This window comes from Bradyrhizobium sp. WSM2254, assembly GCF_000472645.1.
Taxonomy (GTDB): domain Bacteria; phylum Pseudomonadota; class Alphaproteobacteria; order Rhizobiales; family Xanthobacteraceae; genus Bradyrhizobium; species Bradyrhizobium niftali.
The window spans coordinates 143,301-158,785 of record NZ_AXAB01000001.1; the positions used below are offsets into that span (position 1 = coordinate 143,301).

Consider the following 15,485-nt stretch of genomic DNA (forward strand, 5'->3'; position numbering starts at 1 on the left):
TGGCTGGGCCCGTGGCCGCGTTTCATTTTGCGCCGGAAAGGTCGATTTGCGCATCGTTAAAATCCTGCAGCTAGCGCTCGCGGTCGTAGTTCTCGCGCCCTATGTGATCGCGCCGTTCTACCGCACCGGCCATCCCGTTTCGACGCTGATGGCCTGGCGAAGCTTGCGGGGCGCGCCGATGCAGCGGGAATGGATCGATCTCGCGGCGATGTCGCCTTACCTGCCGCGCTCGGTGGTGGCGGCCGAAGACGCTCATTTCTGCAAGCATCACGGCATCGACTGGGGCGCGCTGCGTGAGGCGATCGACGACGCGAAGGAGGACGGTACGCCGTTCCGGGGCGCCTCCACCATCACCCAGCAGGTGGCGAAGAACCTGTTCCTCTGGCAGGGGCGGGACTTCATCCGCAAGGCGCTGGAATTCCCGCTGGCGTTGTGGATCGATTTCGTCCTGCCCAAGCCGCGGATCCTGGAAATTTACCTCAACATCGCCGAGCTCGGTCCGCAGGGTCAGTTTGGGGTGGAGACGGCCAGCGCCTATGCCTTCGGCAAATCGGCCGCCAGCCTCTCCCCCCGGGAGGCGGCACTTCTGGCCTCGATCCTGCCGAATCCGGTCAAACGCAGCGCCAGGAACCCTGGGCCGGGCGTCCGGCGGCTGGCCGGGACCTATGTGGCAAGGGCGCAGGCCTCGACGCTTGCGACCTGCTGGCGGGAAAATCGCTGATTTCGGGCCCTTTTCGGGCGCATTTTCCGGCCCAAGAGCCTAGCTTTGCGGCCAGCCTTCCTCTATAAGCGCGGCCTTGATCGGCATTCAGCTCGCCTCGTATTGCGGGTGCTGAGCCGTCCCTCGCGGACGATGCCCTGATAACACCAATCCCTAGAGGATATTGAAATGGCCGTTCCGAGAAGAAAAACCTCGCCGTCGCGCCGTGGCATGCGCCGCTCGGCAGACGCCATCAAGAAGCCGACCTACGTGGAAGACAAGGACTCCGGCGAGCTCCGTCGTCCGCACCATCTCGACCTCAAGACCGGCATGTACAAGGGCCGGCAGGTCCTGAAGAAGAAAGAGTCCTGAGGTCAGGACTTTTTCTTCAGGCGGGACGATTTGACCTGCCTGATTTCGGCCACCCCATGAGATATGACGGTGACGGCGGCGGAGCGAATGCTTCGCCGCTGCGTTGTTCTGTCCGGATATCTTGATCGAGAAGGCATTTTGCCGATGGTCGGTTTCCCGCTGCTTCTGATTCCGCTCGCGGTCTACAACATCATCGCCTTCCTGATGCCCAGCGTGTCCTTCTCGGACGTGCTGTTCAAGGTGCCGATGATCACGGGCGAGACCTGGCCGGTCACGCTCTCCGATCTCCTGCTCGCGCTTGGCGTGGTGCTGCTGCTGCTCGAAGTGGTCAAGGGCGCGCGGCCCGGCGCGAAATTCCTGATGGATCACTTGCTGTCGCTGATCCTGTTCGGCGCCGCCGCGGCCGAATTCGTGATGTGGCCCAAATTCGGCAACTCCACCTATTTCCTGCTGGTGCTGCTAGCGATGGCCGATTTCCTCGGCGGCATCGCCCAGCGCACGCGCCGCCGCGTCACCTATGTCGCCGAGACGACGGTGCCGGCGCCGCGCAAGGCCAAGCGCCAGGCCGAGGCGCCGCCGGAGGACGTTGCGTCCGAGCCCAAGTTCGAGCCGGTGTCGGTACCGCAAGCAGCGCCGGTGCCGCCCGCGCCTTCCGCGCAATCGGTGGCTGAATCCGTGCTGATGGACCATCCGGCGCCGAAGCCGGTGCAAGGCGCGTCCTCGCCGGAAATCCCCTCGCCGCATTTGCAGCCGGGCAACGGCAACGGCACGCCGTCTTCGCCTGAAGCGCCGCGCTGATCGATCTCAAGCCACCTGCCGCGTGCGCGCGCTGACGCTTCCGAGCGGGCGCTTGCTACCATAGGCCATCCGCGCATCTTCGGAGGAGGCACGGCGGAGCCGGCTGGCCTGGGGCAAATGCTCGGCATTGGCGATGAGCTGGGTGACGAAGCTCGGATCGGGGCGAGGCATCGGCGCCTTGTTAACCCACTGTAACGTCGGCAGCAGCGGCACCAGGGCCGAGCCTGTGCCGTAGTCCGCCAAGTCCGATCGATCGGTACTCAACATCGCAATCACCGTTGATCCGGCGAAGATTGTCGCGTTTCGGGACGCGGGCGCCGGTGCGAGTCATGTACTCGCAAGGCCTATGCCGGCCGGGCCGGTTTGGTTCCGCACCGCCCCGAAACATGGTTTCCAAATTGTTTATCAACTTTGCCTAGGGTTGGGGGCGAATCTGGCTCTATCCTGTGCCGGCACAGGACTCCCCGCTGTCCCGAAACGAGGCGATATTGACCCCCGCATTGCCGCAAGCCTCCGACATCCTGGCCGCGCTCGGCCAGGCCGTGTTCGCCTGGGACATCGCCAGCGACGTCATCGTCTGGGGTGAGCAGCTCAGTGCCGTCTTCCCCGGCATCCCCGCCAAGCGGCTCGCGACCGGCGCCGAATTCGCCAAGCTGATCGAGCCCGCGCCGTCGCTGCGGACCGCCGCGCTGGCGCAGACCTCCGCCGTGCACGGCGCCGACGGCACGCCCTACCGGCTCGAATACGGCGTGCGCATGAGCGCCTCCGATCCCGTGGTCTGGGTCGAGGAGACCGGCCGCTGGTTCGCCGGCCCCGACGGCCGCCCGGTCCGCGCGATCGGCTCCGTCCGCATCAACAATGAGCGCCACGCCCGCGACGAGGAATTGACCAGGCTGGCCCGGCTCGATCCGCTGACCGGCGAGCTCAACCGCTCCCACCTGATCGCGGCGCTGGCCGAGGCGATCGAGGAGACGACCCGCTTCCGCTCGACCGCGGCCTTCATGCTGGTCGGCATCGATCATCTCGCCCGCGTCAACGACGCCTTCGGCTTCGACGTTGCGGACGCCGTGATCCTCGACGTCGGCAAACGCATTCGCGCGCGGCTGCGCGGCGGCGACGTGCTCGGGCGCTTCTCCGGCAACAAGTTCGGCCTGATCCTGAAGAACTGCACCATCGACGACATGAACGTCGCGGCCGAGCGTTTCCTCGCCGGTATCCGCGACGAGGTGGTGCCGACGAAATCCGGTCCGGTCTCGGTCACCGCCTCGATCGGCGCGGTCAGCGTGCCGCGCTATGCCCGCAATACGGACGAGGCGGTCAACCGCGCCCATGAGACGCTCGACGCGGCAAAGCGCCGGCGTTCCGGCTCGTTCGCGGCGTGGCGTCCGGATGCCACGCGCGACGCGCAGCGCCGCGTCAACATCCGCGTCACCGACGAGATCGTCACCGCACTGAACGAGCGCCGCATCAAGCTCGCCTATGAGCCGGTGGTCTCGGCCGTCTCGCGCGAGCGTGCGTTCCATGAATGCCTGGTGCGGATGGACCAGGGCGACGGCCAGGTGCTGCTCGCGCCCGACATCGTGCCGGTCGCCGAGCGGCTCGGCCTCATCCGCCTCGTCGATCACCGCGTGCTCGAGCTCGTGGTCGCCGAGCTCGCGGCCGCGCCCGATGTCAGTCTCAGCCTCAACATCTCGCCCGACACCACCATGGATCCGGACTGGTGGGCGGGAATCGAGTCGCTGATGCTGGCCCATCCCGGCGTCGCCGAGCGGTTGATCGTCGAGATCACCGAGACGGTCGCGATCCAGGACATCGACGATGTCCGCGGCTTCGTCACCCGGCTGAAGAATTTCGGCAGCCGCATCGCCATCGACGATTTCGGCGCCGGCTACACCTCGTTCCGCAATTTGCGCAAGCTCGGCGTCGACATCGTCAAGATCGACGGCGCCTTCGTGCAGAACATCACCCGCTCCGCCGACGATCGCGCCTTCGTGCAGACCCTGATCGACCTCGCCCGCCGCCTCGACATCAAGACGGTCGCCGAATGGGTGCAGGACGACGAGGCGGCAAACATGCTGCGCGACTGGGGCTGCGACTACATCCAGGGCCGTCTCATCGGGCTGGCGTCAGCAGAGCGTCCGTGGAGTGCGCCGGACAGCGTGCTGCCTGCGGCGGGCTGAGAAGCCGTAGGGTGGGTAAAGCGAAGCGTGCCCACCGGTTTCAAGAGGCGCTGTACGAAGTAGGAGAGTACGTCGGGTGACAATTCCTCCGATAAGCGTCGTAGATCGTGAGAGCGGCGATGAGGCTCTCGTGCTGGTGCGCGTTATGGACAATCTTGCCGGATTGGCGTTGTCGTTGAGGCACGGTAGCGATTTGGAGGTCGTGCTGGGTCTGGAGGACTTGGATAAAGTGATCGAAGCGCTTCAGACGGCGCGCTTCGCAGTTCGAGCCAGCAACACGCGTTAAATTGGTGGGCACGGCGCAAGTGCGCCTTTGCCCACCCTACGATCTTCGCTGCATTCGCAATGACGATGTGGCCGCTACGCCACGCAAATGCCTGCTACCGCGACCTTCTGAAACAGATGCGGGCTCGCGACGGCGGATGCGGGGTAGACCGCAATCTTGGCGCGGAATTCCGGGTGCGTGAACGCGGCGCGGAAATGTGCGTTGGATTCCCAAATTGCGTAATTCAGATAGGTCGGGCTGTCGCCGATTGCGCGGTGAAGCTGGGTGGAGATGAAACCGGGCTGGCGCTTCATGAAGGCGGCGTCGTCCTGCCACGTCTTGAGGAAGCTCTGCTCATCCTGGGCGTCGAGCGTGAACACGTTCACGAGCACCACGGGACCGGTTTCGAGCGCGATCTGACGGTCGATCGGGAAGGCAGGGTCGAGGGGACGCATTTGAGGCATGACATTGCTCCGGTCAATTTGGTATCATCATGTCAATTCGACAGTCTGGGACATAGCCAATTGACATTATGATGTCAATACGGAATAGTAGTGCCAAATGAGCAAGACCAAGCGGACCCCGGCGGGCGAAGCCCTGACCGGCCTCATCCTCGACCTGTTCCGTGCCAACAGCCTGCTTCTGACCGCCGGCGATCGGCTGGTGACGTCGCTCGGCCTCACCAGTGCGCGCTGGCAGATCCTGGGGGCGATCGCCGACGCCGAGCGCCCGGAGCCGGTCGCCTGGCTCGCCCGCAATCTCGGCGCCAATCGCCAGAACGTGCAGCGCATCGTCAACGACCTCGAGCGCGACGGTCTCGTTGTGTTCGAGGTCAACCCGCATCATCGCCGGGCGCAGCTTGTGGTGCTCACTGAAAAGGGCAGGCAGATCTATGATGCGGCCGGCCGCTTGCAGGTCCCGTGGGTCAACGACCTGTCGGATGGGCTGTCAGTGAAGGAGGTCGAGATCGCCCACCGAGTGCTCAACGCTCTGCGTGATCGACTCGAAGGAACCGGCGAGGATTGATCACGCAGCAGCCTCACGCGACGCGGCGAACCGCGTTCAGCGTCTCGATGGTGCGCCCGACCTCGGTCGCCGGGCACGGTCTGCCGAAGTAATAGCCCTGCACCGCGGTGCAGCCGCATTCGCGCACGAAGTCGAGCTGCTCCTCGGTCTCCACACCCTCAGCCGTGGTCTCGACGCCGAGCACGGAGCCGAGGCTCGCGATGGTGCGGACGATGGCGACGCTCTCCGGGCTTTCGCCGAGCGTGCCGACGAAGGAGCGGTCGATCTTGATGCGGTCGAACGGAAACTTGCGCAGATAGCTCAGCGAGGAATAGCCGACGCCGAAATCATCGAGGCTGACGCGCACGCCGAGTGCGCGAAGCTGGTGCAAGATCTCGATCGTCGCCTCGCTGTCGTCGAGCAGTGCGGTCTCGGTGACCTCGAGCTCGAGCCGCTGCGGCGGCAGGCCGGCTTCCGCGAGCGCGCTCGTGACCATCGCCGCCAGCCCGCGCGAGCGGAACTGCACCGGCGACAGGTTCACCGCGACCGTGACATCGGGCCAGGACGCCGCGGTCGCGCAGGCCGTGCGCAGCACCCATTCGCCGATCGGCACGATCAGCCCGTTCTCTTCGGCGATCGGAATGAACTCGGCCGGCGAGACGAAGCCGCGCGAGGGATGCTTCCAGCGCAGCAGCGCCTCGAAGCCGGTGAGCTCGGAGGAGTCGAGCCGCACCTGCGGCTGGAACACCAGGTGGAATTCACGCGCCTCCAGTGCGCCGCGCAGATCGTGCTCCAGCGCGTGCCGGCTGCGGGCCTCTTCCTCCATCTCGGGTTCGAACAGCTGATAGGCGCCGCGCCCCCTGGCCTTGGCCTGGTACAGCGCGAGGTCGGCGCATTTCATCAGCTCGTCGGCATCGAGCCCGTGATCGGGCGCGATCGCGATACCGACGGAGGCGCCGACATGGATCGACTGGCTTTCCAGCGGCGGCGGGTGGCCGAGGATCTCGACCAGGCGGCGGGCGAGCTTTTCGGCCGACTGCGGCTGCGGGCCGCGCTGGAGAACGGCGAACTCGTCGCCGCCGAGGCGCGCGACGGTGTCGTGCTCGCCGACATTCTCCTTCAGGCGCGCGGCGACCCAGCGCAGCAGGCGATCGCCGGCGGCATGGCCGAGCCTGTCGTTGACGGTCTTGAAATTGTCGAGGTCGAAGCACAGTACCGCCATGGCGCCGCCGGCGATCGCGACCTGGTTCAGTCCCTCGCCCATCTTCTCGCGGAACAGCGTGCGGTTGGGCAGGTCGGTGAGCGAATCGTGCCGGGCCATGTGCGCGACGCGGGCCTGGGCCTTGTGACGCTCGGTGACGTCCTCATAGGTGACGACCCAGCCGCCAAGCTCCATCCGCTTGTGATTGAGCTTGATGATACGGCCGTCGCTCAAATGGCGGTGCAGCGTGTGCTCGCCCTCGCGCAGCCTTTCGACATAGTCGGCGTAGAGCCTGGCGCTGGTCGTGTTCGGATGGATGCCGAGCTCGCAGCTGTGATCCATGATCTCGCGCATCGAAATGCCCGGCTTCACAACGTCGGGCGATAGCCCGTACATCTCGATGTAGCGGCGATTGCAGACGATCACGCGCAGGCTCGAATCGAGCATGCACAGGCCCTGGCTCATGTTGTTCAGCGCCGCGTCGAAGCGGCGATACTGCTCGCTCAGCTCCTCGATCGCGCGTTCGCGCTCGGTGATGTCCTCATAGGTGGCGACGAAGCCGCCCTCGGCCAGTGCGCAATAGCGCACCGAGATCACGGTGTCGTTCGTCATGCGCCGGCGCATCGGCGAGGAATCGCGATTCGCGATCCGCGCGCTGGCGGCTTCCAGGAGCTGTTGCGGGCTGTATTCCGAAGCGAACGCGCCGTTCGCCATCGATCGTTCGATCAGCTCGCCGAGATGCGTGCCGGGCCTGGTTTCCTCCGGCGACAGCCAGTAGATCTTGCGGTAGGTGGTGTTGCAGACGCGCAGGCGCATGTCGCTGTCGTAGAAGGCGAGCCCGTGCGCCATGTTCTCCATCGCCGCGTCGAGGATGAAGTTCTGCTGCCTCAGCGTCTCCTCGTATTGCAGCCGTTCGGTGACGTCTTCGTGCACCGTCACCCAGCCGCCGTCGGGCAGGAAGCGGGAGACCGCCTGCACCATCCGCCCGTCGTAGCGCATCACCAGCAGCGCCTTCGCCTTCTGGCCGCGCACGTCCTCGAGCCTGGTGTCGCGGAATTCGTCGGCCGACATGCCCGGCGTATTGCCGCGCGAGAGCCAGTGTTCGATGGCCGCGCTGTGCGTGACGCCCGGCTTCACGATTTCGGGGTCGAGGTTGTAGAGGTTCAGGAAGCGTTCGTTGCAGACGACGAGGCGGCTGTCGGCGCCGTACATGATGAGGCCGTGGGACATGTTGGCGAGCGCATGCTGGCTGCGTTCGGTCTGCACGCGCAATTCCGCCTCGAGCCGGGCGAGGCGGCTGACGTCGTCGCAGATCGTCATCCAGCCGCCGCCGGGAAGCGGCTTCAGCTCGAGTGCCATGACGAGGCCGGTCGACAGCCGTTGCTCGGTACGGAACGGCTTGCCGCCTGCGATTTGCGCGATCCGCGTCGAATACAGCGTGTCGAGCTCGCTTTCCGGAAAATTCCCACGCGTCGCGCTGTGCGCGAGCACCTCGCGATAGCTCGTACCCACCCGCACGACATCGGCCGACATGTCGAACAGGCTGAGGTAACGCTGGTTGACCAGCACGATCCTGTTGTCGGCATCGTAGACGCAGACGCCCTGCTCCATGTGGTCGAGCGCAAGCTGGCTCAGCGCGACCAGGGCCTCCGGGCCCTGCTCGCGGCGTGCACCAAGCTCGTTATCGCAGGTCGACGTCATGGGGTCGGCGTGATCTCGGCGGGCAATCGACTTAACGCAGCGTAATTCGAGCACCGAGGGTAACGAAGACCCCGGAAAATTCCCTTAAGCGCAGTAGTTTACGGAGGGTGACTGGCGGTGGGGAGAGTGCGTGAGGCGCATGCGCGAGTGCGAAGGTGGTTGCAAGCCAGAGTTGGGCGGGCGCGCGCGACATCTCGGTGTCGTCCCGGCCTAGTGCGCAATTGCGCACGGGGGGCCGGGACCCATAACCACAGGGAGAAGTTTGGCGAAGACTGGTTGTGGAAGGATCTTGCGGCGGTACAAGCACCGAGCTAACGCGGTATGGGTCCCGGCCTTCGCCGGGACGACAATAAGTATGAGGCTAGACCAGCCTCATGGCCCGTAGAGCACGAGTTCCGTGTCGGTGAGATCGGCGAGTTGCGGCTGGTGCGGGCCCTTGAAATATTTGCGGCCACGCCGCTCAGTATAAATACCGACGAGGCCGGGAACGGGGCCGTTGGCATCGAGAGCCACCGCGATCTTGCCGAGCCGCAGCAGCAGCCGGCCGATGCGGCCTGCGCAGGCGGCGTACTCGGCGGCGCTGCGGCAGTAGATCAGCTTCATCGCGGGCGGCGCGATGAAGCCGCGGCGGATGCGCACCGGTTGCAGGATGAAGGGGAAGGTTCCCTGCGGCGTGCGGCAGACGAGGCTGAGGCAATTGTAGCGCGCATGCCGCGTCAGCAGTTCGGTCCCGGCCTCGGAAAGTCCCTCGATCGTCTTGGCGTGCTGCGAGACGACTTCGATCTTGCTCCAGCGCGGGGGCCGCGCCAGCGCAGGCACCGAAAAGAAAATGCCGCGGCAATAGGCGCGAAAACCCTGCGTCTCGATGATCGGCCAGGTCCAAGGCGCCGGGCTGATGTTGAGATAGGTCACGTCCTTGTGCCGCTGCGCGATCTTGGTCAGCAGCGGAGCGTAGTTGCGATAGGCCGGATCGACATACCAGCTGGACAAATTGCACTGGATCGCGGTCTCTTCGCAGTCCTTCCGTGCCGTGTAGATCAGCAGCAGCACGCCGACCGGCGTGCCGTCATTGTCGAGCATGTAGCCGAAGCGCGGATAGCCCTCCGGCACGGGCCGGAAGGCCTGTCGGCGCAGGCCCTGCATCCAGTAATTGCGCGAGCGGCCGACGAAGCCGCGCGTCAGCAGGTCCGCGACCGCATCGACGTCGGCCTCGGTGATCTCGCGGCATCTGACCTTGGTGTGGATCACGCGCGTCTTACCCGTGGAAATGGCAGGCCTCGTTCGGTCTATCGTTTCAGCATGATCTTTTCGGAAAACCGCTTCGCACTTTTCCGGATCATGCTCTAGCGCCAGCCCTCGCCATGGGCATCGGCCGCGACATGCGGCTGCAGGCCGAGGATGTCCCGCACCTTGGCGGGCCAGGCCGAAAGGTCCGTGCCGTGCGTGTGGAACATGGCGACCGCGAGCCGGTCCATGCCGAAGGCGACGCAGCCGGTGTGGGCCGGCTCGCCATTGGCGTCCTGGATGCCCCAGGTCGTGCCGAAATGCTCGCGGTGATAGTTGAAGCTCATGCACGCGGTCGGCTGCTCTTCCGAGCGCAGCGGGATCAGGAGCTCGAACTTGAGCTGCTGCTGCTTCTGGCTCACCGCCTTCATCTGGCCGACGCGGCCGAAGAAGGGGTCGCTGGCATAGTCGACGCGGAAGGTCAGGCCGAGATCGCTGGCAATCGCCTGCGCACGCACCATCCAGCGCTCCCGGAAATCGGAAACGTCGTCGGGCGTGCCGATGCAGACATATTCGCGCATCCGGAACGATTGCAGCCGGTCGAGATGTTTCGACGGCTCGCGGCGGAAGCAGTCCGCGGCGACGTCGAAGCGGAGGCCGCCCTTCGGCAAAGGACCGCGGCTCGCCGCGATCGGATAGACGGGGTAGCAGGCGGCCGGCGACAGCACGAGGTCGGCCGGCGAGAGCGACGTGGTCCAGTCGCCGCCGGCGTCGAAACGGCTGACCGCGGCGTTGATCTCGCGTTCGGTGCCGTGCAGGCCGCAGACGCAGCCGAGCAGGTTCGGAAAGCTCTTGAGATAGCCGGACTTCTCGAGCTGGGCGCGGCTCATCACCGGTGGAAAGCGCAGCGCTTCGGTGCCGGCTTCGCGATGGCTGGTAATCAACGCGGCGAGCCGCTCGACGATGCCCTCATAGAGCGCGGTGCGGGCATAGACGCCGTCCGAGCCCATGCTGTGGAACAGCTTGTCGGCGAGATGATCGAGCGGATCCGAGATTTGCGGCGCGGTGTCAGGCGAGTTGGGGAGAACAGCAATGTTCATATTCGACTTCCTGCTATCTGAAATTGTTCTTATTGGGCGAAGGCACGTCAGTCTCGAAAAGTGTCAGTCCCGAAGGCTCGCCGGAATGCCGCTCATCAGCGTCGAGGTCGCGGCGTTGGCCAGAATACGGTCGTTGTTGATCATGATCGGCGACGACAGCACGTCGCGCAGGTGACGGCCCATGGTGAATTCGCCGTCGTTGCGATAGCCGGAAAGACCCGCGGTGCGCATCGCATGCATCACGGTCTCGACTGCGAGCTCGGAGGCCTGCACCTTCAGAAGCGTGATCGACGACTGGAAGTCGAGCGAGCCGAGCGCGCGCTCGTCGTGTTCTGCACGGGCGAAGGCGTCGATATTGGCAGCGATCAACGCGCGGAGCTTTGCCAGCGACATCTTCGCGGCCGTGAAATGCGCAGCCGCCGGCGGCATCTGGCCGCCGGAGCTGCGGGCCGCCTTGCGGATGAAGGCCTGCGCGCGCGTCACGGCCGCGGCGGCAATGCCGGCCCAGGCCGAGGACCAGCACAGATGCGCGAACGGCGTCATCGTCTGGGCATGGATCTTGTCGTAGGCTTCCGGGAAGACACGGTCGGACGGGCAGTCGACCCTCAGCTCGAAACCGGTGGAGCAGGTGCCGCGCATGCCGAGCGTTTCCCAGCCCAGCGTCCGCTTCAGCGAGTAATCGTCCTTGGCGAGCGCCAGCAGCACCTGGTCGGAGGCGGCGGCGTCGGTGGCGCGGCGGGCGATGGTGACGAGGCCGTCGGCCTCGGCGCCGTAGGAGATCACGGTGGCGTCGCGCAGCAGCGAGACGGTGTCGCCGGCGACGTCGACGGCGGCCGCGCTGGCGCGGATGTTGCCGCCGTTCTGGCCTTCGGTGGTGGAGGAGGCGAGCAGCCACTGGTCGCGGGCGACCCGGCGCATCATGGTTTCCATCCAGGGAATGCCGTGGCCGTGCCTGACGACGCAGGCGACCTTGGTCTGGTGCATTGCGTAGATCATCGCGGTCGAGGCACAGGCCCGCCCGAGCGTGTAGCAGATATCGGTGACGTCGTAGATCGAGGCGCCGAAGCCCCCGAACTCGACCGGGATCATGACGCCGAGCAATTTCTGCTCACGTGCGATGTCGAAAGCCTTGTGCGGGAAGCGGGCGTCGCGATCGACCCCGTCTGCGTCGGCCGCTGCCGCTGCAGCGGTTCGGGTGGCGCGCTCGATCAGGGAGGGACCCTGCTCGAGGAGGCTCGTCTGCGTTTCGTCGACAGTGAGGACTGCTTCACGCACGTTCATACTCGTCCGCCTCCGGTTTGCCGTTCGAGATCGCCGGCATCATTCGCGATGCCGTGTAAGCGATCCTCCGACCATCTTTGCTTGTGAGACGAGGCTACGGATTTAATTCAAATTCGTCGATGAAATACAGGGTAAACAAAGCCAAATTCCGAACGAACAGTTAAGGGCCGGTTGTTGGCATGGTCGGAATTTCCGTGATCACGTTAGGGATCTGGAAGAAGCCAGGATTCCAGACAATCTGAGTCATCGTTTACTAAGAAACGCGAAGTAATGGTGCCGGGCATTGCGGGATCGGACGTCCCTGCCCATCGTAGGCGGCAGTCCGGTCCGATTAGACAAACGGGAATTTGCCGATGCAGGCCTTCAATACCGACGTGCGCAATCGCATCATCAAGCTGGTGAAGGGCATCCTCGAACAGAACGCGCTCGCCGCGGACGTCACGCCGTCGGCAAAGCTCGTCGACGTCGGCCTGACCTCGATGGACATGGTCAACCTGATGCTCGGCGTCGAAGCCGAGTTCGACTTCACCATTCCGCAGTCGGAGATCACGCCGGAGAATTTCCAGTCCGTCGAGACGCTGGAGCGGATGGTGATGACCCAGTTGCAGCCGGCGACCGCGGCTTGATCATTCTCCGGGGTCGTCCTGGCGAAAGCCAGGACCCATTACCCCAGGGAGGAGTTTGACGAAGAATAGTCGTCGGGCGGTACTGATGCCGCCTTATCACCGATAGATTCCGCGGTATGGGTCCTGGCCTTCGCCAGGACGACACCGAATGTGCGGCGAGCGCCTCACGCTCCTCGCAGCACCGCCACCGGCCCCCACCCCCGTTCCAAAACCGCCGTAAAACTGGCATAGCTTAACCATGTCGCATGGAGCAGACAGGGTGGAACAGGCATGACGCGGGCGGTATTGGGCATCATCGGCGGCTCCGGCATCTATGACCTGCCGGGCCTCGAGGGTGCGCGCGAAGAGGTGATCAAGAGCCCGTGGGGCGAGCCGTCGGCGCCCCTGCGGCGCGGGACCATCGCAGGCCTGCCGATCGTGTTCCTGCCGCGGCACGACAAGGGCCACAGGCTGTCGCCCTCCGACATCAACTATCGCGCCAATATCGACGTCCTGAAGCGGGCCGGTGTCACCGACCTGATCTCGCTGTCGGCCTGCGGCTCGTTCAAGGAAGAGATGCCGCCCGGCACCTTCGTGCTGGTCGATCAATTCGTCGATCGCACCCACAAGCGCGAGAGCTCGTTCTTCGGCCGCGGCTGCGTCGCGCATGTGTCGATGGCCCATCCGGTCTCGCCGCGGCTGCGCATCCACCTCGCCGCGGCAGCCGAGGCCGAGGGTATCGCAATCGCGCGCGGCGGCACCTATGTCTGCATGGAAGGGCCGCAGTTCTCGACCCTTGCGGAGAGCATGACCTACAAGACCCTTGGCTATTCCGTGATCGGCATGACCAACATGCCCGAGGCGAAGCTCGCGCGCGAAGCAGAGCTCTGCTACGCCACGGTGGCGATGGTGACGGATTTCGACTGCTGGCATCCCGACCATGACGCCGTCACCGTGCAGGACATCATTCGCGTGCTGACCTCGAATGCCGACAAGGCGAAGGCGCTGGTGGCGCGGCTGGCGCAAGACTTTCCGCGTGAGCATGAGCCGTGCCCGATCGGTTCGGATCGCGCGCTCGACACCGCGCTGATCACCGCGCCCGAGGCGCGTGATCCCGAGCTTCTGAAGAAGCTCGATGCGGTGGCAGGGCGCGTGCTGCGTGGGTGAGACGAAAGGCAGAAAGCCATGAAGGTCGACGGCAAGCATTTCCGCAGCATCTGGCGCGAGCGCGACGCCTGGTCGGTCGGCGCGATCGACCAGCGCCGGCTGCCGCATGAGTTCATCGTTGCGCGTCTGACCTCGTGCGACGACGCGGCAGTGGCCATCCGCGATATGCTTGTGCGCGGCGCGCCGCTGATCGGTGCCACCGCGGCCTATGGCATGGCGCTCGCGATGCGCGAGGACAGTTCCGATGCCGGCCTGAAGCGTGCCTACGAGACGCTCGTCGTGGCACGCCCGACCGCAATCAATCTGAAATGGGCCCTGGACGAGATGCGCGTTGCCCTCGCGCCGATCGATCCCGTTGAACGGGCGGAGGCGGCCTATGCGCGCGCCGACGAGATCGTCGAACAGGACGTCGAGATCAACCGCGGCATCGCCGCCAACGGTCTGATGCTGATCGAGGCGATCACGGCGAAGAAGCCGGGCGAGGTCGTCAACGTGCTGACCCATTGCAATGCCGGCTGGCTTGCGACCGTCGACTGGGGCACGGCGACGGCGCCGATCTATCTGGCGCATGAGCGCGGCATCAAGATCCATGTCTGGGTCGACGAGACGCGGCCGCGCAACCAGGGGGCCTCGCTCACGGCCTGGGAGCTCGGCCATCACGGCGTGCCGCACACGGTGATCCCCGACAACACCGGCGGCCATCTGATGCAGCACGGCATGGTCGATCTCGCCATCGTCGGCACCGATCGCGTCGCCGCCAATGGCGACGTCTGCAACAAGATCGGCACGTATCTCAAGGCGCTCGCCGCGCACGACAACGGCGTGCCGTTCTACGTCGCACTGCCGTCGCCGACGATCGATTTCGCCGTCCATGACGGCATCCGCGACATCCCGATCGAGCAGCGCAGCGGCGTGGAGGTCACCGATATGACCGGCCGCACCGCCGACGGGAGGCTGGAGACGGTGCGCATCGTGCCGGAGGGCTCGCCGGTCGCGAACTACGCGTTTGACGTGACGCCGGCGCGTCTTGTCACCGGCCTCATCACCGAACGAGGTGTGCTGAAGCCCGACCGCGCCTCGCTCGCGGCCGCGTTTCCCGAGCGGATCGCCGCCGCGGCGGAGTAGGCTCTCGTAGGGTGGGCAAAGGCGCGAAAGCGCCGTGCCCACCATCTGCTTGTCCCTATGGATTGGTGGGCACGCTTCGCTTTGCCCACCCGACAGCCTTCGAACTATGTCAGCTTCAGCCCCGTCGCCTTCTCGAGCTCGGCGATCGCCTGGGCGCCGCTGGTGACCTTGATGGTGGTCATGCCCATCTCACGCGCGGGTTTCAGATTGACGCCGAGATCGTCGAGATAGACGCAATTCCTTGGATCGACCTTCAGTGTCTCGACCATCATCTTGTAAATGCGTGGGTCGGGTTTGCGCAGGCCGATCTTGGCGGACTCGATGACGTGGTCGAACAGCACCATCACCTCGGCGATGTAGAGCGAGCGCCCGGTCATGCTGCCGATAGCGTTGGCGGGCAGATTATTGGTGATGCAGCCGGTCTTGAGCCCGGCCTTGATGCGCTTCAAAGCTTCGACCATCTCGGGACGCAGATCGCCCTGGAGCAGCGGCAGCACGTCGCGGCCGCGCACCTCCGCGCCGAGCGCGCGCGACTCCTCCGCGAACAGCGTGTCGAAGGTGTCGATGTCGACCTCGGCGCGCTCGAACCTTGCCCAGGCGTTTTCCAGATGGTTGGCGGCGTTGGTGCGCCGGATGATGTCGATGGGCAATCCACGCTCGGTCTCGAACCGCGCGAACGCCCCGAACGGCGAGCTCGTCAGCACGCCGCCAAAATCAAAGATCACAGCCTCGATCGCCAATGTCCTGCCCTCGTCAATTCC

At 65.2% G+C, this 15,485-nt stretch carries 16 protein-coding genes; 9 read left to right on the plus strand and 7 right to left on the minus strand.

What is annotated here, in order from left to right; genetic code table 11:
* Positions 1-46 precede the first annotated feature (46 nt).
* The 3 genes from mtgA (at position 47) to A3M7_RS0100675 (ending at position 1,870) form a co-directional block, all read left to right on the plus strand.
* Positions 47-721, plus strand: a complete 675-nt coding sequence (mtgA, locus tag A3M7_RS0100665; RefSeq protein ID WP_027542176.1) for a monofunctional biosynthetic peptidoglycan transglycosylase — start codon at positions 47-49, stop codon at positions 719-721.
* Between the two features lie 168 nt (positions 722-889).
* Positions 890-1,072 carry a 50S ribosomal protein L32 gene (gene rpmF, locus A3M7_RS0100670; protein WP_007598106.1) on the plus strand — a complete coding sequence of 61 codons (183 nt, stop codon included), beginning with the start codon at positions 890-892 and terminating at the stop codon, positions 1,070-1,072.
* 144 nt (positions 1,073-1,216) lie between these two features.
* Positions 1,217-1,870, plus strand: a complete 654-nt coding sequence (locus tag A3M7_RS0100675) for a hypothetical protein (RefSeq protein ID WP_027542177.1) — start codon at positions 1,217-1,219, stop codon at positions 1,868-1,870.
* A gap of 6 nt (positions 1,871-1,876) precedes the next feature.
* On the opposite strand, the gene A3M7_RS0100680 is transcribed toward A3M7_RS0100675, so the two are convergent.
* Complete coding sequence (locus A3M7_RS0100680) at positions 1,877-2,137, minus strand: hypothetical protein (protein WP_027542178.1); 261 nt, start codon at positions 2,135-2,137, stop codon at positions 1,877-1,879.
* 221 nt (positions 2,138-2,358) lie between these two features.
* On the opposite strand from A3M7_RS0100680, the gene A3M7_RS0100685 reads away from it, so the two are divergent.
* Together A3M7_RS0100685 and A3M7_RS43645 are read left to right on the plus strand one after the other, a co-directional pair.
* Complete coding sequence (locus tag A3M7_RS0100685; RefSeq protein ID WP_027542179.1) at positions 2,359-4,050, plus strand: bifunctional diguanylate cyclase/phosphodiesterase; 1,692 nt, start codon at positions 2,359-2,361, stop codon at positions 4,048-4,050.
* Between the two features lie 130 nt (positions 4,051-4,180).
* Entirely contained in the window at positions 4,181-4,336 is a 156-nt protein-coding gene (locus A3M7_RS43645) for a hypothetical protein (RefSeq protein WP_156936799.1), read from the plus strand.
* 74 nt (positions 4,337-4,410) lie between these two features.
* Here A3M7_RS43645 and A3M7_RS0100695 read toward each other — a convergent pair whose 3' ends face one another.
* Positions 4,411-4,779 (minus strand): antibiotic biosynthesis monooxygenase, encoded by a 369-nt coding sequence (locus A3M7_RS0100695; protein ID WP_027542180.1) that lies wholly within the window; start codon positions 4,777-4,779, stop codon positions 4,411-4,413.
* Between the two features lie 97 nt (positions 4,780-4,876).
* Between A3M7_RS0100695 and A3M7_RS0100700 the strand changes: the two genes are divergently transcribed.
* Positions 4,877-5,341, plus strand: a complete 465-nt coding sequence (locus tag A3M7_RS0100700; protein ID WP_027542181.1) for a MarR family winged helix-turn-helix transcriptional regulator — start codon at positions 4,877-4,879, stop codon at positions 5,339-5,341.
* A gap of 13 nt (positions 5,342-5,354) precedes the next feature.
* On the opposite strand, the gene A3M7_RS0100705 is transcribed toward A3M7_RS0100700, so the two are convergent.
* From A3M7_RS0100705 to A3M7_RS0100720, 4 genes are all read right to left on the minus strand, one after another.
* Entirely contained in the window at positions 5,355-8,222 is a 2,868-nt protein-coding gene (locus tag A3M7_RS0100705) for a PAS-domain containing protein (RefSeq protein WP_027542182.1), read from the minus strand.
* A 372-nt stretch (positions 8,223-8,594) separates the two neighbouring features.
* Positions 8,595-9,470 carry a hypothetical protein gene (locus A3M7_RS0100710; protein WP_027542183.1) on the minus strand — a complete coding sequence of 292 codons (876 nt, stop codon included), beginning with the start codon at positions 9,468-9,470 and terminating at the stop codon, positions 8,595-8,597.
* A gap of 95 nt (positions 9,471-9,565) precedes the next feature.
* Positions 9,566-10,546 (minus strand): amino acid--[acyl-carrier-protein] ligase, encoded by a 981-nt coding sequence (locus A3M7_RS0100715; RefSeq protein ID WP_027542184.1) that lies wholly within the window; start codon positions 10,544-10,546, stop codon positions 9,566-9,568.
* A 63-nt stretch (positions 10,547-10,609) separates the two neighbouring features.
* Positions 10,610-11,827: an acyl-CoA dehydrogenase family protein gene (locus A3M7_RS0100720; RefSeq protein WP_027542185.1), complete on the minus strand. Its 1,218-nt coding sequence runs from the start codon at positions 11,825-11,827 to the stop codon at positions 10,610-10,612.
* Between the two features lie 353 nt (positions 11,828-12,180).
* On the opposite strand from A3M7_RS0100720, the gene A3M7_RS0100725 reads away from it, so the two are divergent.
* From A3M7_RS0100725 to mtnA, 3 genes are all read left to right on the plus strand, one after another.
* Positions 12,181-12,453: a phosphopantetheine-binding protein gene (locus tag A3M7_RS0100725; RefSeq protein WP_027542186.1), complete on the plus strand. Its 273-nt coding sequence runs from the start codon at positions 12,181-12,183 to the stop codon at positions 12,451-12,453.
* A 270-nt stretch (positions 12,454-12,723) separates the two neighbouring features.
* On the plus strand, positions 12,724-13,599 hold the full coding sequence (locus tag A3M7_RS0100730; protein ID WP_027542187.1) for an S-methyl-5'-thioadenosine phosphorylase: 876 nt from the start codon (positions 12,724-12,726) through the stop codon (positions 13,597-13,599).
* Positions 13,600-13,617: 18 nt separating this feature from the next.
* Entirely contained in the window at positions 13,618-14,724 is a 1,107-nt protein-coding gene (mtnA, locus tag A3M7_RS0100735) for an S-methyl-5-thioribose-1-phosphate isomerase (RefSeq protein WP_027542188.1), read from the plus strand.
* A gap of 104 nt (positions 14,725-14,828) precedes the next feature.
* On the opposite strand, the gene A3M7_RS0100740 is transcribed toward mtnA, so the two are convergent.
* Complete coding sequence (locus tag A3M7_RS0100740; protein ID WP_027542189.1) at positions 14,829-15,464, minus strand: HAD-IA family hydrolase; 636 nt, start codon at positions 15,462-15,464, stop codon at positions 14,829-14,831.
* Positions 15,465-15,485 lie beyond the last annotated feature (21 nt).

Bases quoted from the DNA above. Each gene is read 5' to 3' on its own strand.
- A3M7_RS0100725 (WP_027542186.1), top strand. From the start codon at position 12,181: ATGCAGGCCTTCAATACCGACGTGCGCAATCGCATCATCAAGCTGGTG.
- A3M7_RS0100695 (WP_027542180.1), bottom strand. From the start codon at position 4,779: ATGCCTCAAATGCGTCCCCTCGACCCTGCCTTCCCGATCGACCGTCAG.
- A3M7_RS0100720 (WP_027542185.1), bottom strand. From the start codon at position 11,827: ATGAACGTGCGTGAAGCAGTCCTCACTGTCGACGAAACGCAGACGAGC.
- A3M7_RS0100700 (WP_027542181.1), top strand. From the start codon at position 4,877: ATGAGCAAGACCAAGCGGACCCCGGCGGGCGAAGCCCTGACCGGCCTC.
- A3M7_RS0100705 (WP_027542182.1), bottom strand. From the start codon at position 8,222: ATGACGTCGACCTGCGATAACGAGCTTGGTGCACGCCGCGAGCAGGGC.
- mtnA (WP_027542188.1), top strand. From the start codon at position 13,618: ATGAAGGTCGACGGCAAGCATTTCCGCAGCATCTGGCGCGAGCGCGAC.
- rpmF (WP_007598106.1), top strand. From the start codon at position 890: ATGGCCGTTCCGAGAAGAAAAACCTCGCCGTCGCGCCGTGGCATGCGC.
- A3M7_RS0100715 (WP_027542184.1), bottom strand. From the start codon at position 10,546: ATGAACATTGCTGTTCTCCCCAACTCGCCTGACACCGCGCCGCAAATC.
- A3M7_RS0100680 (WP_027542178.1), bottom strand. From the start codon at position 2,137: ATGTTGAGTACCGATCGATCGGACTTGGCGGACTACGGCACAGGCTCG.
- A3M7_RS0100730 (WP_027542187.1), top strand. From the start codon at position 12,724: ATGACGCGGGCGGTATTGGGCATCATCGGCGGCTCCGGCATCTATGAC.
- A3M7_RS0100675 (WP_027542177.1), top strand. From the start codon at position 1,217: ATGGTCGGTTTCCCGCTGCTTCTGATTCCGCTCGCGGTCTACAACATC.